Here is a 23,318-nt window from a genome sequence, read left to right on the forward strand (position 1 = left end):
AACAAATCCCAGTCTTTTTTGTGTTATCTTCTTTTTTTAATTGAACCGAGGAGACCTCTTGCGATTTCTCGACCGATAGTTCTAGTAATTGTGCCAAGCATTGAGTCTATGCCCTTGTCGATGTAAGTCTTTTGGCTGCGACTGGATTTCTTAGCTCTTTCCAATTCTTTTCTTTGAGCTTCCAGTTCTTTCTGTCTTTCTGCTTCTAATTTTTCTTTCTCAGCTTCCAATTTTTCTTTTTCGATTCTTTCTAACAAAACTTCGTAGGCAGACTCTCTGTCGATTGCATCCTTGTACTTTGCATAAAGTGGAGAAGAGTTAACCAAAGCTCTATACTCATCATCGGTTAGAGTTGCAAAAGATGAATGAGGCGGAAGGATAAGTGCCTTGTCTGCCACAGTTGGCGCGCCACTTTCATCTGCAAATGAAACCAAGGCTTCACCTGTCCTAAGATTTATTATTTCCTCTTTGATGTCCATGGATTCATCCTGTCTAAATGTATCTGCAACAGCATTTATTGCCTTTAGTTCCTTTGGTGAATAAGCCCTTAGCTGATGAACGATTCTGTTTGAAAGTTGTGAAGAAATAGTTTCTGGCACATCGAGAGGATTTTGAGTGATGAAAAATACACCCACACCCTTACTGCGAACTAGACGAACCACTTGAATAATCTTATCTTGAAGCACCTTAGGAGTGTTGTTAAAGAGTAGATGAGCTTCGTCAAAGAAGAACACAAGCTTAGGTCTGTCCAAGTCTCCAACTTCCGGGAAGTTTTCATATATTTCTGAAAGCAGGTATAGTAGAAGCATGGAGTAGAGAAGTGGATTTGAAATCAGTTTCGTTGCATTCAAAATATTTACAACACCCTTGCCACTTGCATCGGTTCTAATTAGATCTCCAATGTCTATTGCAGGCTCTCCAAAGAATAAATCTCCGCCAGCATCTTCAATGAAGAGAAGTTTTCTAGAAATGGCAGAGAGACTTTGACTGGCAACATTTCCATAGGTTTTACTGATTTCGTCCTTGTGATCGCCGACGAAATTTATAACCTGTTTAAGATCTTTTAAGTCAATTAGCAGTAGACCTTCGCTATCTGCAACCTTGAAAATAATATTTAAAACACCAGTTTGAGTATCGTTTAGTTCCAAAATATTTGCGAGCATGAGAGGACCCATCTCAGAAACAGTTACTCTTAGAGGAATTCCTTTTTCGCCGTATATATCCCACATGTTAACAGGATAATTTTTAAACTCAAAGTCAGGGATTTTAAGTTCATCAAGCCTTGACTTTAGTTTGTCATTCATCGCTCCAGACTTAGAAATATTTGCGAGATCGCCCTTTACATCCGCGAGGATGGTTGGAACCCCAGCATCAGAAAGACCTTCCGTAAGCACCTTTAGAGTGACAGTCTTACCCGTTCCGGTGGCGCCACTGATAAGACCATGTCTATTAATTTTATTTAAAAGAATGTAATTTTCCGTTTTTCCCTTACCAATCAAAATTTTATCCATGAGAACCTCCTTTAATATCTAACTTAATTATAGCAAATAATAGGCAACTTCACAGAAAATAACCATAAAATCTGTTTAAAAATGTATTTACATTTGGTATATTGAAATTATTATAATAAATATTTTTAATAAAGAGGAAACGATGAACGACAGAATAAGAAAATATTGGGAAAGATTTTGCGAAGAGAAAAATATTTCAAAAGATACGAAATTTGAAGCATGGAGTTTTGGAAGTACTAGAGAGATGGCTGATGAATTGGCGGAATTAGTAAAGAAAAATATCAAGACAGCTACCACATCTGCCTACGAACTATATGAAGAAGACGAATCTATCCCAGAAGTAGGAGAATACAATATTATTTTAAATGGATCCGATGAACCGGTATGTATAATCGCAACAAAAGAAGTAAAAATAGTTCCTTATAATGAGATTACACCTGAGCATGCTTGGCGAGAAGGAGAAGGGGACAGGACTTATGAATACTGGAGAAAGGTTCATGATGAATTTTTTGAAGAAGAATACAAAAATATGGGAAAAAATTTTTGTGAAGACGCACCTATGGTGTGCGAAGTATTTGAGAAAGTGTGGGGTTAAGTGTTGATAATTATTTTCATAGCAGAAGCATTTTATTTTCACAGCTGAGAGACTCTATTAAGAAAAAATTTGTTGAAAAAACCAAAGGAAGACAGTCACCCTGAGAGGCAGTCGAGTTCTGCAAATCAGCCTTCACTTTGCTTCGCTTCTTTGGAACTCTTTGCACGAGACCTGCAACGAAATCAAAGATTTCGGATAGGGATTAGAGGATTTTCAAAGAAAACCAAAAGGAAGGCAGTCACCCTGAGCGGAGGGTGGAGCAAGGCGGAACCCGTAGTCGAATGGGTCTAACCATGGTGGGGTTAAGTTTGGATGATTTTACTTGCAGAGACTAGGTTAAATATAGCAACTACCCGTTCGACTCACTTCGTTCGCTCAGGGTGACTGTAGTTGGGAGAAAGAATAGGTAAACTCTGGTGGAGCTAAGTGTTGATAATTATTTTCGTAGCGGAAATTTTTTCACGCCAAGGAACAGACCATGTCGAAGCTATTGAAAAAGAAAGCGATGGATTGTTTAGCGAATCCACTATATATTGGAAAAATCGAAAATGAATATTTAATGTCGTAAAGCGTAAAGTACTTTGTGGATTAGTTAAACTCATAGTGTAAATTAATCTGCAAAGTATTTTTTTATATATGATAAATATAGATTGCATTTAGATTGTACTTAAACGACTAGCCTATTTAATTGTTTTTTATTTGTTGTAAAATGGTATTTGAAACTATGAAAATATTTTCTGAAGAGGAGGAAAGAAATGGATATCAAAAAAAATGCAAAAGCTGGAACATTGGAATCTAGTGATGCTGAAGTTGAAGTTTTCCCAAGTGAAAAATTAGAGATTGAAGTAAAAAGTACTGTTTATGCTCAATTTGGCAAACAAATCGAAGATGTAATTAAAAAAGTAGTAGAAAATTTCGATGTAAAAAGCGGAAAAATAAAGGTAGATGACAGAGGTGCTCTTGATTGCACAATAAAGTCAAGAGTCGAAACAGCTATCTTTAGAGCAAATGACATGACAGAAAATCTACCATGGGGGGATAGGATATGAGAAGAAGCATAAGAAGAACCATGATGTTTCTCAATGCTCAAAGGGCATCTTTGGTAAAAGACGCATACATATATGGAGCAGATTGTGTAATTTTAGACCTTGAAGATGCAGTTAGTCCTAATGAAAAAGATTCTGCAAGAGTTCAATTATATAACACTCTAAAATCTGTTGACTATGGTGAGACAGAAGTTTGGGTAAGGATCAACGCCACAGACAGCCCATATTGGAAGGAAGACGTTAGAGCTTCAGTTGCAGGTGGCTGTGACGGTATAAGAATACCAATGTGTGAAACAAAAGAACAGGTTGAAATAGTAGAAGAATTTGTAGAAGAATGCGAGAAAGAATTTAACAAGGAAGTGGGATCTACCATGTTAATGGCAGCCCTAGAAACACCTCTTGCTATTATAAATTGCTATGAAATCTGCAAATCAAGCGATAGGCTTATGGGAGTTGCTCTATCAGGTGGAGACTTTGCAAGGACAATGCACGCTACAACAACAAAAACTGGTGAAGAATATTTCCTAGCCCGTTCTCAAATGCTACTATCAGCAAGAGCTGCTGGAGTTATGTGCTTCGATACAGTTTATACAGACCTTGATGATGAAGAAAGCTTAAGACGTGAAACTGAAATGATTAAAAACATGGGATTTGATGGGAAATCTATCATTTCACCTAAACAAATAGATATTGTTCATGATGTCTTCACTCCAAGTGAGAAAGAAATTGCAAATGCCCAAAGAGTTATCCTTGCTGTACAAGAGGCCAAAGAAGCTGGTATTGGTGTAGTAGTTGTAAACGGAAAAATGGTTGACAACGCTCACGTAGAAGGATCTTACAGGACACTTGAAATGGCAAAGGCTGCAGGAAAATATGAGGGAGAATTAGTATGAAAAACTCAGTGAATAGAGAAATTCCAGATTATTTGTTAAAAGATGGAAATGAAATATTTAAGGGTGCCTATGCCAATGATGGCAAAGAAATCGTAAGGGATACCCCAACTATAAAATCAAATATTAAACCAAGAGATACAAAGCTAGTAGAAAATCTTAAAGAAGCAATAAAAAAGACTGGTCTTAAGGACGGAGATACAATTTCTTTCCACCACCACTTTAGGGACGGCGACTTTGTAGCAGCCATGGTTATGGATGCAATCCACGAATTAGGAATCAAGGACTTATTTATCTGTGCATCTTCTTTGGGAAAGGCACACAGAAATTTTGTGCCAATGATTGAAGATGGCACAATAACAGGAGTTTCAACTTCTGGTGTCCGTGATGAAATTGGGGAAGCTATTTCAGAAGGCAAACTTAAAAATCCTGCTTATATAAGAAGTCACGGGGGCAGGGTTGGAGCTATAGAATCTGGCAAGGTAAAGATAGATGTAGCTTTTATTGGAGCAAGCTCTTCAGACGAATATGGAAATGCCAGCGGTATAAATGGTAAGGCAAATTGCGGAGTACTATCATATGCGGGAGTTGATGCTAAATATGCTGACAAGGTAGTAGTTATCACAGATACCCTAGTTGATTTTCCAAACTACCCACACCCAATCAGCTCAGTAGATGTTGACTATGTAGTAAAAGTTGATAATATAGGTGATCCTGCAAAAATTGCATCAGGTGCAATCAGAATGACAAAAGATCCTCGTGAACTAAAGATGGCTGAATATTGTGCAAAGGTAATTGCAAATACAGAGTGGTTCAAAGATGGATTTTCTTTCCAAACTGGTGCAGGTGGAGCAAGTCTTGCAGCAGCTGTAAAGATAAAACCATACCTTGAAAAGTCTGGTATAAAAATGGGCTGGGCTATGGGAGGAATCACAGAGCCAATAGTAAATCTTTTAAGAGAAGGTTATGTAAAATATCTTGCAGATGACCAAGCCTTTGACGTGGCAAGTGTAGAAAGTGTATACAAAGATCCTGCCCACTTTGAGATAGACTCAAGCGAATATGCAAACCCACTAAATAAGGGTGCCTATGTAAACAAACTTGACTATGTAGTTCTAGGAGCCCTAGAAATCGACAAAGATTTCAATGTAAATGTTGTAGTAGGTTCTGACGGAACTATCCAAGGAGCTCCAGGTGGACATCCTGATACAGCAGCAGGTGCTAATTGCTCAATAATTGTAGCTCCACTAGTAAGGGGAAGAATCGCAACAGTAAGAGAAAAATGTACATCAATTACAACTCCTGGTGAGACAGTAGACGTACTTGTAACAGACTATGGCGTTTGCATAAATCCTAATAGAAAAGATATCCTAGAACAGTTAAAGGATACAGACCTACCACTAGTTTCTATAGAAGATTTAGTAAAACGTGGTGAAGAAATCACTGGTACACCAGATGATATCGAATATGATGACCAAGTAGTAGCCATTATAGAATACAGAGATGGGTCTATAATAGATGTTGTAAGAAAAGTAAAATAAAGATTAAATAAGGAGAAAATATGTTATCAGCAGTAGGCTTTATAATGATCGCCCTAATCATTATATTATTAATAAAAGAAAAAATGAGTCCGGTTGCAGTAATGATCATAGTACCTACGATAGCAGCTTTTGTAGTTGGAACTGGTATTGACGATTTATCACAATATGTAAGCGGTGGTATGGATTCGATTAAATCCAATGCCTTCATGTTTATATTCTCTATCCTATTTTTTGGGATAATGTCAGATGTTGGTGTTTTTGATGCTCTTGTAGAAAGATTAGCTGCTTGGGCTTCAGATAACCCAATTAAGATCACAGTTGCTACAGCAATTATAGCTATAATTGCCCACCTAGATGGGTCTGCAGCAGCAACTCTTTTAATAACAGTACCTGCCATGCTACCAATCTATAAAAAACTTGGTATGCGTCCACAAACTCTGCTTACAATCATAGCAGTGTCAGTAGGTGTAATGAACCTACTTCCATGGGGAGGACCTACAGTTCGTGCTGCTACAGTTATAGGTATGGATCCAACTGAGCTTTGGACACACTTAATTCCGTTGCAAGTAGTTGGAGTAATTTCAGCCCTATCAGTTGCAGTTATACTAGGACTAAGAGAAAAAAGACACGCAGTTAGAAATGCAAGTGTTGAACTAGGTGATGAGGTTAACATTAATGCAAAAGAAGAACTTCCAAGCAGACACTATGAAGAAAAAGGTCTTGATGAAAGACTTAAGAAACTTAGACCAGTTAATATAATTCTAACGATTGCTATAATTGGTTTATTGATGGCAAACAGTGTAATAGACTTACCAAGCTACTATGTATTTATGCTAGGCACAGTTATTGCCATGGTAATAAACTTCCCTAACTTAAAAGATCAAAACGAACAGATTAAAAAACACGCTGCAAGTGCACTTACAATAGTTGCAACAATTATGGCAGCTGGTGTAATGGTTGGTATAATGGAAGGTACAGGCATGCTTGATGCTATGGCTGAAACAATTATCGGTATCATACCAGAAGCCTTAGGTAAGTTTACCCACATTATCTTCGGTGTGCTCGGTGCACCACTAGGTATGATAGTAGGAACAGATGCATATTTCTATGGAATTCTTCCACCAATTGCAAGTGTAGGAGATGCCTTTGGAATATCACATCTAAATACTGCAATAGCTATGCTTATCGGTAAAAATAGTATACTATTATTATCACCAATGGTACCTGCAACATGGCTAGGTCTTGGATTATTTGATGATAAAATATCTATTAGAGACCATATAAAAGCAACATTTGGTTGGTGCTATGCAATAAGTATACTCATGCTGATTGTTGCCGTTGTACTAGGTATAATCACTATATAAAATTTATATGATAGGTTGTAAAATTAAATGCGACACAAATAAAAAGTAAAAACTCATACTAACTTCGTGTAAAATGTTAATAACGACAAAAACTAACACGGAGGTCAATATGAGCTATAAACATCTTACACTAAACGAAAGAAATAAGATAGAGGTATTAAACAAAGAAGGCTATTCTTCTAGAAGAATAGCGAAAATTTTGAACTGCCACCATTCAACAATAGCCAGAGAGCTTAAACGCTGTAACGATGAATATAAAGCACACACAGCAGAAAAAGATAAAAAGTATAAATCTTCACTTAAAGGCAGAAAAAATAAATCAACAAACGAAATAATATACACAATCAAAGAGAAGTTAAACTTAAGGTGGTCACCAGAACAAATAGCAGGCACTCTTTATAAAGGTACATTAAGCTTTAAAACAATATATAATTGGATCTATTAAGGAATAGTAGAATTCGATATATTCAAATTAAGAAGAAAAGGTAAATCTAGAAAAAATAAAGAAACAAGAGGAAGATTCAACATAGGTACATCTATTAGAAAAAGACCTAAAAGTATAAAATATAGAAATACATTTGGACACTGGGAATTAGATACAGTCGTATCATCAAGAGGCAAAAGTAAAGGGTGTTTAGCTACATTCGTTGAGAGAAAAACAAGGTTTTATGTAGCATTACCAATGAAAGACAGAAGTAAGGATTCTATGTTTGAAGCAATTAGTAAACTATATAACTCACTCCCTAAAGAATCTTTGAAGAGTTTTACATCAGATAGAGGTAAAGAATTTGCTTGTTATGATGAAGTTGAAAAGCTTGGAATAGACTTTTACTTTGCTGATCCGTATTCAGCATGGCAGAGGGGAAGCAATGAAAATTCTAATGGTTTGCTAAGAGAGTATTATCCAAAAAAGACGGATTTGGCAGAAATATCTATAGAAGATCTTATTAAAAATTTAATGGAGCTCAATAACAGACCTAGAAAGTGTCTAAATTATCGAACTCCTTTTGAATTGTTTTTGCATGAACTTAGTTTGGTTTAGGTGTCGCAATTTTATTTGCAATTCATCATATAAAATAAAATATTCGTCCTAGTGTATAATAATCTTAGTAAATAATTTTTTATACTACTAGGGCGGTTTTTTTACTCACATAAGGAGGTTTTATGGAAGATACAAATAGATTATATGATGGGGTTAGAAGTCAAATAAAATACAACATTATAAATGGGGTTTATCCAATGGGCAAAAGACTTAAGGCAAAAACATTAGCAGATGAACTCTATGTATCTAGAAGTCCTGTAAATAAAGCCTTAAGCAGTCTTTATGAAGAAGGTCTCTTAAACTATAATAGAAATGTTGGCTACAGTGTAAGAATTATAACTATAGAAGATATAGAAGAAATATTTAAGATAAGGGCTGCTTTGGATATCCTATCCTTCAAGGAAGCTAGCCTAAAGATGGACAAAAGTAGTTTTTCTTATTTAAGAAACCTTGTAAAAGAAGCAGAGCTTGCCTTTAATAACAATGATATAGATGGCCTTAGAGAAGCATCCAAGTCCTTTAATGAATCCATATATGAATTTTCAGATATGCCAAGGCTAAAGATGATAATAAGCGGACTTGATGATTATATAGAGGTACTTAGGAAGTTTTCTTATGATGCAAAAAATCCTGAAAGTAAAAACTCTAGGAGAAAAATATCAGTTGAAGAGCATAGCAAAATGCTAGACCTTATGGAAGAGAAAAGTTTTGATGAGCTTGAAAATGCAATAAGAGAGCACCTTGAGGATTCAAAAAACTATATAATAAGCCAATCACATTTTTATAAAGATAAGATATTTGACGGGATAGATAGATCAGATGACAGATAATTATAAGTACTTTACAAGTGAAAATGGACCAAGCCTTGAAGAGGTACTAGCTAATAGGGAAAAAAGGATAAGTAAAATTAGATTTTTAGAACAAAAGTATCCTGAAAATCCAGTTTTGTGTTTTAAACTAAATATACCTGGCAAAGAAAAGACAAATGCAAGTGTCTTTAGGATTTTTGAAATAGGGATAGAAGATATAAAATCAGTACTTGATACAAATGACATTTTATTTGAGAAAGAAGAAGATTTAGTAACTGGACCAGAATTTTACTTAGTAATATCAATTGATCCTTTTCTGCTAAAGAGAAAAATGACCGATTTAGAAGAAAATTCTTATTTTGGCAGACTTTTCGATATAGATATCCTATACAAGGGTCAAAATATTGATAGGAAGATATTAGGTAAAGGACCTAGGAAGTGTTTTTTGTGCGACAATGATGCCAAAGTTTGTGCCAGATCAAGAAAGCACAGTGTTGATGAAATGATAAGATGGATAGAAAAAATGATTGACGAATCCGGAGGATTAAATGAAAGATAGAAAAATACAAATAATAGACTCAACCCTAAGGGATGGAAACCATACTGTAAACAATAATTTTAACCTAGATGATATCAAAACAATAGTTGGAAAACTAGATAAGCTTGGAGCAGACTTTATTGAGGTGGGCTATGGTTTTGGTTCGGGATACTTTCAAAAAGAAGGCTATGCTACAGATCATGAAATACTAGAAACTGCTTTAAAAGAATCAAAAAACAGCAAAATTGCTATTTTAGTTTTCCCTGACAAGGTTGATCTAGAAGTATATAAAAAATTATTAGTAAAAGAATTGGGACTTGTGAGACTTGCAGTCCAGGCTTCCAATGTTGAGCCAGTAAAAGAATACATAAGACTTGCCAAAGAAAAAAATATAAGGGTTGGCGGATTTATGATGATGGCTAGTAGGCTTAGCGCAGAAGAGATTGAAAAAGAAGCAGTAAAGCTTAAAGAATATGGTGCGGATAATATTACTATTACAGATTCTGCAGGGGCTATGGAGCCAAGCAAGGTTAGAGAAGTGATGGAATTAGTTAAGTCTAAGACAAATCTTAGTTTAGGCTTTCACACCCACGACAACCTTGGACTTGCTGTAGGTAACTCTATGGTCGCAGTCGATAGTGGGGCAGACTTTGTTGATACAGCAATTGGAGGACTTGGAGCAGGTGCTGGCAATACTAGGACAGAATTACTGGCGGCAGTCTTACTTAAAGAGGGCTACCAAGTAAATGCAGACATGTTTGAAGCAATTGCATCTGTAAAAACCCTTAGAGAAATCATTGGAAAATACGATGTAGATGTGAAAGACATGGGGGATTTAATCCTGATTGGCTACTATGGAATCTATTCTGCCTTTATAAAACTAGTAAATAATCTAAGCGAAAAATACAATGTAAGCAAGAAGGTCTTAATAGAAGAAATAGCTGCAAATGGTTTTGTCCCAGGTGATGAAGAAAAAATTGAATATTTAGCAAAAACTTTAAGCTAATAAAAATGGCTATCGAAAATAATAAGAAAATCTCGTTACTTTCGATAGCCTTTTAATTTAGGACATATTTTTTATATAATTGTAGGTTGTTTCTGGTACAAAGCCTTTGATTTTTTCTAACTTTCCATCTCTTAGAAAAGCCCTAACTTTTGATGCTGATATAGTTTCATCAGAAGTTTTTTTCCTTGGGATTTCAATAAGTTCTATTCTATTTGGCTCTTTTTCAAAAATTTCTTTCATGGTTTGATTGTAGATATTTGTTGTCTGGTCAGTTTTTTCTTCACCAACAAATCTCTTTTTTATATTAAGAACCTTTGCTATATGGTGTTTAAAGATTTTTGCATCGAGACTTGCCTGGATTTTGGTCACAGACTTATCTTCGTCTAAAAAATATGAAGGGAAAGTCGCAGAAGAGATTAGGTAATTATCAGTCCTATGAAGGCTAATATTTGCTAGATCACTAGTGCCTAACTTAACCATATTGAACCTATCCTCAGTATTAAAGTACGATTCATCCTCGCTTACTACAAAAATATGAAGATGGTCTGAGTGAGCTTTGCCGTACTCTATGAGGTGCCTGTGGCCTAGGGTGAAAGGGTTGGCATTTAAGACAACAGCACCAATATTATCTCCAGGAACCTTTTCTTTTTCTAGATTATAAAGATAGGTTTTAAAACCATGGTGGGCCCTTTCCATAAAAATAAGGTCAGTGCCAACCTCTTCAATTTTTTCGAAGCCTATGGAAGAAAATGAATTTTCATACACCGGCTTAGTATACACAAAAGCCTTGTCAAAGTTTTTTTCATGGATTTCATTTAAAATACTAGTCATCAAAGAATTAAAGACTGCCCCGCCCTTATAAGAATCATCAATAGCCACACATTTTATAATGTTCTTATAAATAGAAGCACTAGCCACAAGCTTATCGCCCTCATACTGTCCAAAAGTAGTATCGATATTTTCTTCAAAATTTATATTTTGATCATGTAGTAGCTTTAACAAGTCTTCCTTATCTTTTTTTATAAGTTTTGGGTAAATTTTAAACATAAAAGTCCTCTCTTAATAATTCCAGGGTTCTAATTGTCGTGAACAAATCAGCAACACCACCTGATGATATCCTATTATTTACATAAAAATCATCAAGTTTTTTTATTTCTCTTTCATAAACTCTTTTATCTTCTACTTCAAGAATTTCTTTTGCCTTTTCTTGGATGTAGACTAAGGTCTCTAGATCAGACCTATGAAAAGTAGTAGTATCATCGATATTAGCAATCAAAAAAATCGTAAGTCTTGTATCGTTCATAGGCTTATTAGAAAGTAAATCCACAAGGTCAATTATTTCCTTAAAACCAGTTAGGGGATAATTTCTAATATCCCTAAGCCCATTTTCTTTCCAGATTATAGCCTTATTTTCCTTTTGATAATCATCTCTTAAATCGGTTGAAAATTTGCGAATAAAATTTTCTAAATCACTCCATTTCACACCAAAAACATAGGCATAGGCTAAAAATAATTGTAAAAATATCAAGCCCTTGTGGGTATTAATGCCTTTTGTAGCCCCAAACATATTTTTTTCAATCACTATACCCCTGTTTTTTAAATCTCTAAAATCCTTTATCTGTGACCAATTGGTCTCTATAAAAGAAGTTGTAATAGATTTTGCTGACGCTTCAAAAGTCTTATAATCCATATCATCGTGAGATCCTTGGGTAAAATAACTCACACAGCCAAAACCGTAGGGTCTTTTTAGTTCTTTTTTTATAGAATTTTCTAAACAATAAGTATATTTTCTAATATCTCTCATAATTAAATTATCGCACAAAAAAAGGAAATATTTTGCATTTTAGGTGTATAAGTGTAAATTATATTGCGAAAACCTAAAGGAAGACAGTGTGTGGGGTAAAAAACAGATGACTATTTTTTTGTAGCGGAAGCTACCAGCTTCAATTAAACTTTATACTAAATTATTTTTACTTAGCCGCAAGGCGTGAGACAAACATGACTAGTATTCATCCCTGTAGCGGAAGCATCTTGCTTCCACAGCCGAGAGGCTCTGCACAGAAAAACCAAAGGAAGACAGTCACCCTGAGAGGCAGTCGAGTTCTACAAATCAGCCTTCACTTCGCTTGGCTTCTTTGGAACTCTTTGCACAAGACCTGCTACGAAATCAGAGATTTCGGCTAGGGCTTCGAATGGGTATAACCTGGGTGAGGTTATACAAGGATGATTTCACTTGCCAAGACTTGACCTTCGGACGTTATACCCGTTCGACTCGGAAATAAATTTCCTCGCTCAGGGTGACTGCATTTGGGAAGAAAATGGGAGGTATTGTATAGTAAATTATAAGGAATACAGTCACTTCTAAAGAAGTCGAGATGCATAACCTTTGTGAGGTTATGTATTGATGATAAATTTTCATGCTATCTGGATAGCATCTGTTATAATATTATTATTAAATAAATTTAAGGAGTAATCATGGACATAATTAAAATCATCTTGCCTATAGTTCTTATAAGCTTAACAGCTGTCAACATTGTTAAGACAGTGAATAAAAAAGCAAAACAAGATAAGGAAAACAACGAAGAAGATAACGAAAAAGAAGATAATGAAAAAGAAAACTACCTGGCAGAAGGCATGGCGATTGGCATGTGTCTAGGCACTGCAATCGGAACAACAGTTGGTCTAGAATACATTGCAATATTTACGTCTATCGGCATGATGTTCGGTATGATCGTGGGTATGAATATCAAGAAGTGATCTTCCAATTACTTTTGAAATAATTTATTAGCATCTACTTGTGTAGGTGCTTTTTTATTGAACATTCCAAACTTCTTCAAAATAAAAAAATCACCGGAGCATATCCGATGATTTATTCTTATATTTTAATTATATTTTGCTCTATTTGCTTTTAGAACTTCTTCTGAATGTTTAAGTCTCTTTAATTCTTCTTCGTTTAGATCAAGTTCAATGGCTTTTTCCATTCCATTCTTGCCTAGGACACATGGTGTTGATAGGTAGATGTCGTTTAGTCCATACATGCCTTCAAGAAGTGTTGCCACTAGGATGATCTTCTTTCTATCGTTTGCGATTGCGTCGATCATTGAGCATACTGTGCTTCCTATTCCGCATTGGGTATGACCTTTGCCGTCGATTACTCTCCATGCTCTTTCTCTTACTAGATTTTCAACTTCGTCTCTTGAGAAGGCAATGTTGTTTGCCTTTACATAGTCATCTAGTTTTACGTTATTTATAAATACATTTGACCATGCTACGAATTGGCTTTCTCCGTGTTCACCGATGGTGATTCCTCTTACATCTGATGGATCCACGTTTAAAATTTTAGAAAGAGTTGTGTTTAGTCTAACTGTATCTAGCGCAGTTCCTGAACCGATGACTCTTTCTTTTGGGAAGCCGCTAGCTCTATAAACTAAATCCGCCATAAGGTCGCAAGGGTTACCTACTACGATGAAGATTCCTTTGAATCCTGCTGCTACAATTTCTTTTACATAGCTTTCTGTTGCATCTTTAAATTGTACATATTCTTGTAGTCTGTCACTTACTCCTGATAGGTCGCCTGTTGCTGTAACGATGATATCTCTATCTGCCATGTCAGCATAAGATCCCCAGCTCATCTTCACATAGTGTGGGTAGAAGCTGGATGCGTCTTCGATGTCCATAGCTTGCGCTTTTGCTTTTCCTTCTATTATATCGTTGTATTTTATATCAGATACGATTCCAAGTCTTGCTGCTGTATATCCAACTGCAAAGCCTACCGCACCTGAGCCAATGATACCTAATTTCATAATTATTCACCTCGGTTAATATTATAACAAATAATTTAATTTATTTAAAATATTTATTGTTAATAAATTATTAATATTTGTCCTTTAAAATTTATAATTTTTAAACTAAAATATGTAATGATTGAAAATAAGCCAATATTAAATTATAATAAATTAATAGATATAAATTATCACTTTAATTTAATTTGGTGGATACAATTCATTAATTACATAGAGAGGTTCAAATGAAATTTTTAGATATAAATAATGAAAACAAAAATGTAGTTCTGCTTATCCATCCCATATCTTTTACGCCGCAGGAGATGAAGAAGATGGTAGCAGACAATTTATCTAATGATTATAGGTACATCATACCGGAGCTATCAGGTCACGGCAGCTCTACTGAAAAATTTGAATCTGCAGAATCCGAAGCAGAAAAAATAGCAGAACTCTTGCTACAAAATAATATAGAAGAAATAGATCTTTCATTTGCACCATCAATAGGAGGAGCGATACTTCTATATCTTTTAAATGATAAGAGAATAAATATAAAGAAATGTATCTTCGAAGGTTGTAGCCTTGCACAGAAGGCGAGATTTTTGGAAATGATCGTTAGAAAAACGGTTCTTGGCTACCACAAAAAATCTAAGAAGGACAGAAACTTCGCTCTTCAATTTGTTGCAAAAGAAACTGGGGAAGAATTGGCGGAGGTCATAGCGGATACTTTTATCGGACTTGACGAAGGAAGTATCAAAAATATCATTCACACCTGTGCCTTTGTAAAGATACCGGACTTATCGAAAGAAGATCAGAAGAAATGTATCTTCTGCTACGGATCTAAGGATTATAATTTAAAAGATGCCAAGAAAATCATGCCGAGAAAGCTTGGTGAATCTAAATTAAAAATCTGGGAAGGATACAACCACTGCGAGAGAATAGCGAAAGATAACGAAGCTTACTGCAAATTCTTGGAAAGCGAAATATAACTCAAATAAAGTTTTTTAAGCATCTACATTGTAGGTGCTTTTAATTTTTTAACCTAATTGTCTAAATATAAGATTTATAAAATAAACACTGATTATTTACATTTTCTTTATAAATTTTACAAACATTTATTGTAAAAAATTAAAATGTTATCAATATTGTTTTATGGAAATATTTTAATAATGTGATTATTTCAATAAAAGATAATTCTATTATCAATAAAATTGTATTTTGAGAGTGATTTTTTTCAAACTACAGTGTATAATGTAAGTATAAAATATACTTGTCAAAAATATGCAAGTACAAATTTAAAAATAAAAGGAGAGATTATAATGAACAAAAAATTATTAAATTTAGGAGTAGGTCTTTTAGTAGGAGCACTAGGCGGCAAAGTTCTAGCTTCACAAACAGTTAAGAAGATCGCAGTAAACACAGTAGCAGGTGGACTTAAAATAAAAGAAGGTCTAGACAAGACTGTTGAAAATGTAAAAGTATCTACTGAAGATATCATCGCTGAAGCAAAAGTTAAAAAAGCTGAAGACGAAAAGAAAGAAGCTGAAAAGAAAGCTGCTTTAGATATCGAAGAAGTTGCTGAAGAAGCAAAATAATTTATCTAAAGAAATATGATAGCAAGTATTGCTAGCAGAACCCTTGGTAGATGTCGTTTCAACTACGAAGGCGTCATCAAGGATTCTGATGTAAACAAGATTAAGTACAAGGTCGAAAAGTTAGAAGGGGTTAAATTTTGCAAAGTTTCACCCCTTGCAAATTCAATCATTGTAAATTACGAAGAAGAATATCTACCTAAGGTTGCAAGATTTATAATGGATCTTGACCTAGAAGAGCTAGCAGATTTTGAAATCGATGATGCGGACTTCGTGCCTCAAGAAGAAAGAGAACTCTTCCATATCTTGCGTGACGCAATGTATAGAAGAATCTTCTTTGCACATATCTTGCCAATGCCACTTAGACCAATCGGAATTGTAATAAAATCTATTCCATACATCAAGGCAGGACTTAAGAGCCTAAGAGAAGGCAAACTAAATGTAAGCGTGCTAGATGCAACGGCAATAGGAGTTTCAATTGTAGATGGTGAATTTGGAGACGCAGGCAACATCATGTTCCTACTTGGACTTGGTGAAGAACTCGAAGAATACACCCTTAAAAAATCAAAAGAAAACCTAGCTCAATCACTTAAACTAAACGTAGATAAAGTATTCGTAGTAGATGGAGAAGAAAAGTATCTAAAGAAACTTGAAGATGTAGAAATCGGAGATCTTGTAGAAGTAAACATGGGATACACCATCCCTGTTGACGGTGAAATCACAAGAGGATTCGGAATGGTAAATGAAGCTTCTTTAACAGGAGAATCACTTCCAGTTAAGAAGACCGAAGGTAGCACAGTATTCGCTGGGACTGCACTAGAAGAAGGAGCAATCCTCGTTAAGACCGAGAAAAAATATGATGATTCAAGAATCAACCATATAATTGAACTCATCGGCGAAAGCGAAAAGAATAAATCATTAGCTGAAAAGAAAGCAGAATCCATAGCAGATTCCATAGTTAAGTATTCATTCTTAGGAGCTGCAGCGACCTATCTACTAACCAGGGACTTTATAAAGGCAAAATCATTCTTGATGGTAGACTTTTCATGTGCCCTAAAACTTACTATACCAATAGCAACCATGAAGGCAATATCATCCGCATCAGAAAGAGAAATCTTAGTAAAAGGCGGAAGATATTTAGAAAAGCTTGCCCAAGCAGATTCAATAATATTTGACAAGACAGGCACACTTACCAAATCTGAACCAACAGTTCAAAAGGTAATCGCATTCTATGATCATGACGAAGACGAATGTCTAAGAATAGCAGCCTGTCTAGAAGAACATTTCCCACACTCTATTGCAAATGCGGTAGTAAAAGCAGCTAGAGACAAAAATTTAAAACATGATGAAATGCACTCAAAACCAGAGTATATAGTTGCCCATGGAATAAGATCCAAGATAGAAGACAAAGAAGCACTCATAGGATCAGCACACTTTATATTAGAAGACGAAAAGATTAAGATAGACAAAGCACAAAAGAAGAAAATCGAAGAGCTAAAAGAAGATTATTCACTTCTATATCTAGCATACGATGAAAAACTAATAGCAGTCATCTGTATCGACGACCCAGTCCGTGAAGATGCTAAGTACACCATAGATTCACTACGCGCACTAGGATTTAAGAGAATAGCTATGCTTACAGGAGACGCAGAGAACTCCGCAAGAGCAGTAGCAGAAAAACTCGAACTAGATTATTATGAGTCACAAGTTCGCCCAGAAGATAAGAAGAACTATGTAGACAAAGAAAAAGCAATGGGAAGAACAGTGGTAATGATCGGAGATGGAATCAACGACTCCATCGCTCTATCCTCAGCAGACGTAGGAATCTCTATGCATGCTGGAGCAGATATAGCAAAGGAAATCGCAGACATCTCAATTAAATCCGACTCACTAAAAGAATTAGTAGACGTTATAAAGATAGCCAAAGCACTAGACAAGAGAGTCCACAGAAATTACAGAGAAATCATAAGCTTCAACGGAGCTCTAATAGTCCTAGGAGTGCTTGGATATTTGACCAACACTAACTCAGCATTCCTACACAATGCATCTACAGTAGCAATAGCAGGAAGAAATATGAGGGATTATAGAATTTAAGAAAAAATTAAGACTCGGCGACGAGTCTTTTTTTGATGCAAATTAAATCTGTTATCAATAACATGGGGAAAAGAATTTATTTTGTAAAAAAATATATAAATTAGGTAAATATTTAATAAATTTATGATTTTTTGTTTCAAAATGGCTAAAATAGGTTATAATTAAAAGAGTAAGAATATTTTTTATATTATAATTCTAATTTATTTTTCATAGCATTGATAGGAAAATTTATAAATGCTATATCAATACTTAAATTAATTACTATGTGATTATCAAATGTAAATTAGAAAATTTTATAAAAGGGGAGAAAGAATGAAAAAAAAGAAGAACTTGACTAGACCAGTCGCTATGGCAATGGCAGTGTCACTTGCTTTCGGTTCAATTCCATACAACGCTATGGCAAATGAAACTTTACAAATTGCTAAGCTACAAATAAGCGAAGCAGTTAGACAAGGCGTGCCTAACCCTACTGATCCTGCAGCAGATGCTTTATCAAGTGCAACCTACTACAACAAAGCAAACTGGGAAAATAAGATCAAAGATAAGTCTCGTTGGAAGGTAGGCGACGATCAAAGACTTGTAAGGGTTACAACATCCGAACCAGTTCAAATGAACGACATCGACTACGATGGTAACTTTGTCGATGCTAACGGCAGAACCGTACTTAGAATGGTTTATAAGGAAAAAGGTGGAGCAGCAACTGGTGTATGGTACAGAGCTATATTTAACTTTGGTGACCTTGACCAATACATCGACTATGACAAGTCCTACATGGTTGGAGTAAATATCGCAGGTAACGAAGCTAAAACGGGCAAACTAGATCCATTTAATGGCGGCAAGGAGAGAATTGTTGACCTAGGCGTATTGAGAGGGGACTTAACAAACCAAAGAAAGAACCTACCTATCAACCTAGTTTTAAAAGAAGGAGTTACAATTGACACCTTAGGTAAAAAGAACTATATCGTTCAAATGAGACTTGCTGACACTCAGGGTAAAAAAATCTATGCTTATGCTCCAAAGGGAACATCCATGGACTATTCAACTTATACCAAGACAACATCAGTTTCTCTTGAAGATAAGGTCAATAGATTATTTATTAAAGGTGGCTACCAATCAGATGGCAATAATGCAACGGCTCAAGAATTTGTTATGTCTGAATTTATTGCAAACCCAGAAGAATATGATGATAAGTCTAATCTTGGTATAATCAGAACTCAATATACAGGTCAAACTAATACCATAGTAAGAGAAACAGTTGGTGACCAGCCAATTGCTTATACACAAGTTTTTGATGCTAATCTTGTTAAATATTTAAAGGCCGATGAGAAAGAAAATGTTGCCTATGTTAATGTTTTAACTAATACGAGGGAACTTTCTCCTTATACAAAAAATGTTGGAATTCCAAAAGACATGATAAACTATTCTGCTAATGGAAAATTAGCTTATATCGTTATAGGCACAAAAGAATTCAAAAAAGATGGAGTAAAGGTTGTTAATGTAGATAAACTTGACCAACATGTTATGATTTCAGGTTTCTATATCACAGCTATCGACTATGTTGTAGACAAATCAAAATTTGAAGACACTTTTGCAGGTAGAGATGATTTAAACGGTGGAAATAAGACAAGAAAGCTTGACTACTCAATGATAACTGGTTGGACTAATCCAAATAAAGACGGCTGGGCTATCTATGAAAAAACATACGAAGATGGCTATGTAGCTCAAGAAGGCGATTCTTATTTCATAGATACAACAAGTATGCCTGAAGGTGGTCAAATAATGATTCAAATCGGAGACGATGATGCCATTATTCGTAAACAACAAGGTTACTACTCATACTATATAACTGGTAATAAGGGTATTGAAACCATCGAAGAATATGCTAAAGGCGTATTTAAGTTTGATTTAAGAGAAGGGGCAACTATAAAGGCTGGAGACAAGCTTAGAGTTTTCATGCCTTATACAAAAGAGCACAAAGACCCAGTCAACTTCTTAGAGATTAATAATGCAACCAAACGTAATTATGGTGCAGCGACTTTAACTTTAAACAAAGATAGAAATATTACAGTGCACATGTTCAAAGAAGGGAAAAAAGGTCACTTCGTATTAAAATATACTCTAGCTGATGGAACAGAAAGCTCTATGGAATTTACACCTAAAGGACTTTGGAGTTTTTCAGACAAAGATAAAATTCTAACAGGAGTACCTAATAGAGCAACTGATGGTGCAGGTGGAAACGTCTATTTAAACACTAAAAAATTAAAACCAGGCGCAGACATCATTGTTGAATCCTATGATGAAAGTGGCACTAAGTTAGAAGATCAAACATCTTGGTTCAAGTATAGACCTCTTGATAAATCAAAGGACAATGTTAAGGAACTTACATGGACTGACTCCTCAGACAAATCATCCATCCTTTCTATAAACAAATCACTTTACACTCCATACCAAGTGTTATTTACAAATGATTATGCAGAAGGAACAGATGACTTCTACAAGGAACCAAGAGTATTGCCAGCAAGCATCGATGACTTCAAGAAGGACACCAAAGAATTCGTTGGTTATACAAAGTATGACGGCGGTAAGGTAAGAACTCTTTACGAAGAAGGCAAGACTGGCAAATTATTTGCTAAGGTTGAAGCAGCAGAAGATGAATACGACGATAAGGGTAATCTTAAAACAGACAATAGCAAGAAGATAACTATTCCTAAGTCAAACATCTTCGACCCACACTTTGATGGTGAAAGCAAAGAATACAGAGCTTATGAATACAAGGTAGACCTTACAAGAATGCTTCCTTATCATTCAGATAACAAGACTGAAACAAAACTTACTTTATTAAAGGATATGAAGTTTGTTTCAACAGCATCAGACGGATCATCACTTCCATCTGACCTATACGAAACAAGAGTTAGAGCAAGAGTATTGTTTGATGCAAATACCGGTAAATTGACAGAAGACGGCAAACAAGTTGATAAAGTCGTTAAGATAGCACCGGATAACATTAATTTCTTAGGCCAAGAAGACTACAAACCTAACGGTTTTGAAGGCGCCAATGTTAAAAAAGACACTGGTGATAAATTCCCAGAAGCACCAACACTAGATACCAAGAACTTCTTAGGTTGGGTTACTGAAGAAGGTAAGACAGCACTAGGCGACAAGGCAGTCGTTACAGCTGATGAATTTAATAAAATATCAAAAGATCAAATTTTTACTAATGAAACACCAATAACAAAACACTTAGTAGTTTACGCTATCTACTCAGAAGATGTAGCAGTAACTTTTGATGCTAATCAAGGTAAGTTTGGTGACGGTAAGGACATAACAAATGTTAAAGTTGTAAATGGAAGCGTAACAGCACCTACACCAACAAGAGATGAATTTACTTTCAAGGGTTGGGCAGATAAGAAAGATGCTAAAGAAGCAAATATTACAGATTTTACAAATATCACAGAAGCAAAAACTTATTATGCAGTTTGGGAAAGAACTGATAAAACTCCTTTAACTTTAAAGAATCCGGAAAAGACAGTAGTAATAGATAAAACAAAATTAACAGAAAAAGAACAAGAAGCTGTTGAAGCTGCTGTTATTAAAGCAAACCCAGACTTAAAATTAACAAAAGATGATGTTGTAGTTGATGATGACGGTACAGTAACAGTTACTAAAGATGGTAAGACTGGAACAATAGCACCAGATAAGACTGTTGAGCAAGAAAAAGTTCAAAACAACTTCAACCCACCAAAAGAACCAGTTAAGGTTGTAGATAAAACAAAATTAACACCTGAAGAAAAACAAGCTGTAAAAGATGCTATTAAAGCAGCTAACTCAGAAAGAAACTTCACAAATGATGACATCAAAGTAAACGATGATGGATCTGTAAATATTAACCAAAACGGTAAGGTAGGTTCATTTACACCGGATCAAACAGTTGTACAAAAAGACACTATTCTTGATTTGACCGCTCCAGAAAAAACTGAAGTAAAAGATACAACTAGTTTAACTCAAGCAGAAAGAGAAAAAGTTGCAGCAGCTGTTAAACAAAAGAACAATCTTGCTGATGGTGATAAAGTTGAAGTTGATAGCAAGGGTAATGTAACTGTAATAACTGCTGATGGAAAGCAAACTGGAACATTAGAAGGAAAAGACACAGTTAAGCCATTTGATAGAGCTGGCAAAACATTAAATGACCCAGCAATAACAACAGTTGCTAATACAAATAAACTTACTGATGCAGAAAAACAAAAAGTAAGAGATGCAGTAAAAGCAGCTAACAAAGACTTAGACTTCAAAGACAACGAAATCCAAGTTGCTGATAATGGGGAAGTAACAGTACCAATGGGATCAGCTGGAAATCAGACTATTGAAGCAGCTAAAACAGTTAAAAAAGCAACAGCTGATGATAAAATGATTGCTTTAATAGCACCAGCAAAAACAGAAGTTGCAGATAAGTCACACTTAACAGACGAAGAAAAGAAAGCAGTTATTGCAGAAGTTAAAAAGGCAAATCAAAATCTACCAGAAGGTGCTAAGATCGAAGTAGCAGACGAAGGTGCAGTAACAGTTACTTCAGGAACAGAACCTAACCAAAAAGTTGGACAACTTTCACAAGCAGATACAGTTATTGAAAAACTTAAGGCACCAACAGTAGAAGCAGTAGCTGACGGTAGTGTAAAAGTAATACCAAATAATAAAGAATCTGATACACTAGAAATATCATTTGGCGATTCTACTAATCCAACAAAAGTTACAGCAACAAAAGATGCGGATGGTAATTGGAAACTTGCAGATGGAACAGACTCATCCATAAAGATAGACAAAGAAACTGGTACAGTAACAATTCCTGCTAGCAAGCTATCTAAGAATGAAGAAATAAAAGCAAAAGAAAAAGCTGGCAAACAAGAATCACCAGAAGCTACAGCAAACTCAAACGATACAACAGCACCAGGAAAACCAGAAGTAAAAGCAGAAGACGATGGTAGCGTAAAAGTAACACCGCCAACAGATGCAGATACAAAGAGTGTTACTATATCATATAAAGACCAAGCTGGAAATCCACAAACACTTACAGCAACAAAAGGTGACAATGGTAAGTGGACATTACCAGCAGGAACAGATGCTTCTATAAAGATAGATCAAGCAACAGGCGTTGTAACACTTCCAAAAGACAAGATCAAAGCTGGCGAAAATGTTACAGCAAAAGCAAAGGATGCTAATGATAACGAATCAGTTGCAGGAGAAGCAACACCAGTTGATAAGGCAGACTTAAAAGCAGAAGCAGATAAAGAAGACGCAACAAAAGCAAGCGATAAATATAAGAATGCTACTAAAGAAAAACAAGAAGATTATGATGCAGCTTTAGCAAAAGCAAAGAAGGTTCTAGAAGATCCAAATGCAAAGCAAAAAGATATTAATGATGCATTAAAGGCTTTGAAAGATGCTGAAGCAGCATTAGATGGACAGGCAGATACAACAGCACCACAAGCACCAACAGTAAAAGCAAACAATGATGGT

The 23,318-nt window shown here is 35.3% G+C and carries 17 protein-coding genes and 1 pseudogene; 14 read left to right on the forward strand and 4 right to left on the reverse strand.

All coding sequences use genetic code 11. The features are described 5' to 3' along the window. Positions 1 to 23 precede the first annotated feature (23 nt). Complete coding sequence (locus tag HMPREF9225_RS05625; RefSeq protein WP_008901990.1) at positions 24 to 1,511, reverse strand: helicase HerA-like domain-containing protein; 1,488 nt, start codon at positions 1,509 to 1,511, stop codon at positions 24 to 26. A gap of 142 nt (positions 1,512 to 1,653) precedes the next feature. Between HMPREF9225_RS05625 and HMPREF9225_RS05630 the strand changes: the two genes are divergently transcribed. The 9 genes and pseudogenes from HMPREF9225_RS05630 to HMPREF9225_RS05670 all read left to right on the forward strand — a co-directional run bounded on the left by HMPREF9225_RS05630 (position 1,654) and on the right by HMPREF9225_RS05670 (position 10,342). Beyond that, on the forward strand, positions 1,654 to 2,106 hold the full coding sequence (locus HMPREF9225_RS05630) for an ASCH domain-containing protein (protein ID WP_008901991.1): 453 nt from the start codon (positions 1,654 to 1,656) through the stop codon (positions 2,104 to 2,106). A 755-nt stretch (positions 2,107 to 2,861) separates the two neighbouring features. Then, positions 2,862 to 3,155 carry a citrate lyase acyl carrier protein gene (citD, locus tag HMPREF9225_RS05635; RefSeq protein WP_008901994.1) on the forward strand — a complete coding sequence of 98 codons (294 nt, stop codon included), beginning with the start codon at positions 2,862 to 2,864 and terminating at the stop codon, positions 3,153 to 3,155. Continuing rightward, complete coding sequence (locus HMPREF9225_RS05640; protein WP_008901995.1) at positions 3,152 to 4,045, forward strand: aldolase/citrate lyase family protein; 894 nt, start codon at positions 3,152 to 3,154, stop codon at positions 4,043 to 4,045. Before citD ends, HMPREF9225_RS05640 begins: the two co-directional genes overlap by 4 nt. Then, positions 4,042 to 5,583, forward strand: coding sequence for a citrate lyase subunit alpha (citF, locus tag HMPREF9225_RS05645; RefSeq protein WP_008901996.1), 1,542 nt, complete (start codon positions 4,042 to 4,044; stop codon positions 5,581 to 5,583). The genes HMPREF9225_RS05640 and citF overlap by 4 nt, the downstream gene beginning before the upstream one ends. 20 nt (positions 5,584 to 5,603) lie before the next feature. Beyond that, positions 5,604 to 6,947 carry a CitMHS family transporter gene (locus tag HMPREF9225_RS05650; protein ID WP_008901997.1) on the forward strand — a complete coding sequence of 448 codons (1,344 nt, stop codon included), beginning with the start codon at positions 5,604 to 5,606 and terminating at the stop codon, positions 6,945 to 6,947. A 109-nt stretch (positions 6,948 to 7,056) separates the two neighbouring features. Further along, positions 7,057 to 7,989: pseudogene (locus HMPREF9225_RS05655) on the forward strand (IS30 family transposase). A gap of 122 nt (positions 7,990 to 8,111) precedes the next feature. Beyond that, the gene (locus tag HMPREF9225_RS05660) at positions 8,112 to 8,819 is read left to right on the forward strand and encodes a GntR family transcriptional regulator (protein ID WP_008902000.1); all 708 of its coding nucleotides are present in this window, start codon (positions 8,112 to 8,114) and stop codon (positions 8,817 to 8,819) included. Next, entirely contained in the window at positions 8,809 to 9,357 is a 549-nt protein-coding gene (gene citX, locus HMPREF9225_RS05665) for a citrate lyase holo-[acyl-carrier protein] synthase (RefSeq protein ID WP_008902001.1), read from the forward strand. The genes HMPREF9225_RS05660 and citX overlap by 11 nt, the downstream gene beginning before the upstream one ends. After that, positions 9,347 to 10,342, forward strand: a complete 996-nt coding sequence (locus tag HMPREF9225_RS05670) for a 4-hydroxy-2-oxovalerate aldolase (protein ID WP_008902002.1) — start codon at positions 9,347 to 9,349, stop codon at positions 10,340 to 10,342. The genes citX and HMPREF9225_RS05670 overlap by 11 nt, the downstream gene beginning before the upstream one ends. A 57-nt stretch (positions 10,343 to 10,399) precedes the next feature. Here the strand turns inward: HMPREF9225_RS05670 and citC are convergent, their stop codons facing one another. Together citC and HMPREF9225_RS05680 are read right to left on the reverse strand one after the other, a co-directional pair. Beyond that, positions 10,400 to 11,389 (reverse strand): [citrate (pro-3S)-lyase] ligase, encoded by a 990-nt coding sequence (citC, locus tag HMPREF9225_RS05675; protein ID WP_008902003.1) that lies wholly within the window; start codon positions 11,387 to 11,389, stop codon positions 10,400 to 10,402. Then, on the reverse strand, positions 11,382 to 12,146 hold the full coding sequence (locus tag HMPREF9225_RS05680) for a triphosphoribosyl-dephospho-CoA synthase (protein ID WP_008902004.1): 765 nt from the start codon (positions 12,144 to 12,146) through the stop codon (positions 11,382 to 11,384). Before HMPREF9225_RS05680 ends, citC begins: the two co-directional genes overlap by 8 nt. Positions 12,147 to 12,817: 671 nt before the next feature. Between HMPREF9225_RS05680 and HMPREF9225_RS05685 the strand changes: the two genes are divergently transcribed. Continuing rightward, entirely contained in the window at positions 12,818 to 13,099 is a 282-nt protein-coding gene (locus HMPREF9225_RS05685) for a glycine zipper domain-containing protein (protein ID WP_008902005.1), read from the forward strand. Between the two features lie 125 nt (positions 13,100 to 13,224). Here HMPREF9225_RS05685 and HMPREF9225_RS05690 read toward each other — a convergent pair whose 3' ends face one another. Continuing rightward, positions 13,225 to 14,145 carry a lactate/malate family dehydrogenase gene (locus HMPREF9225_RS05690; protein WP_008902006.1) on the reverse strand — a complete coding sequence of 307 codons (921 nt, stop codon included), beginning with the start codon at positions 14,143 to 14,145 and terminating at the stop codon, positions 13,225 to 13,227. A 224-nt stretch (positions 14,146 to 14,369) separates the two neighbouring features. Here HMPREF9225_RS05690 and HMPREF9225_RS05695 point away from each other — a divergent pair, with 224 nt between their 5' ends. From HMPREF9225_RS05695 to HMPREF9225_RS05710, 4 genes are all read left to right on the forward strand, one after another. Beyond that, positions 14,370 to 15,110, forward strand: coding sequence for an alpha/beta fold hydrolase (locus tag HMPREF9225_RS05695; protein ID WP_008902007.1), 741 nt, complete (start codon positions 14,370 to 14,372; stop codon positions 15,108 to 15,110). A 330-nt stretch (positions 15,111 to 15,440) separates the two neighbouring features. Next, complete coding sequence (locus tag HMPREF9225_RS05700; RefSeq protein WP_023059645.1) at positions 15,441 to 15,716, forward strand: DUF6110 family protein; 276 nt, start codon at positions 15,441 to 15,443, stop codon at positions 15,714 to 15,716. A gap of 15 nt (positions 15,717 to 15,731) precedes the next feature. Then, positions 15,732 to 17,807 carry a heavy metal translocating P-type ATPase gene (locus tag HMPREF9225_RS05705; RefSeq protein ID WP_008902009.1) on the forward strand — a complete coding sequence of 692 codons (2,076 nt, stop codon included), beginning with the start codon at positions 15,732 to 15,734 and terminating at the stop codon, positions 17,805 to 17,807. 312 nt (positions 17,808 to 18,119) lie between these two features. Next, on the forward strand, positions 18,120 to 23,318 hold a 5,199-nt coding region (locus tag HMPREF9225_RS05710; RefSeq protein ID WP_050748291.1), incomplete at its 3' end, for an InlB B-repeat-containing protein.

The organism is Peptoniphilus duerdenii ATCC BAA-1640, assembly GCF_000146345.1.
GTDB lineage: Bacteria > Bacillota > Clostridia > Tissierellales > Peptoniphilaceae > Peptoniphilus_B > Peptoniphilus_B duerdenii.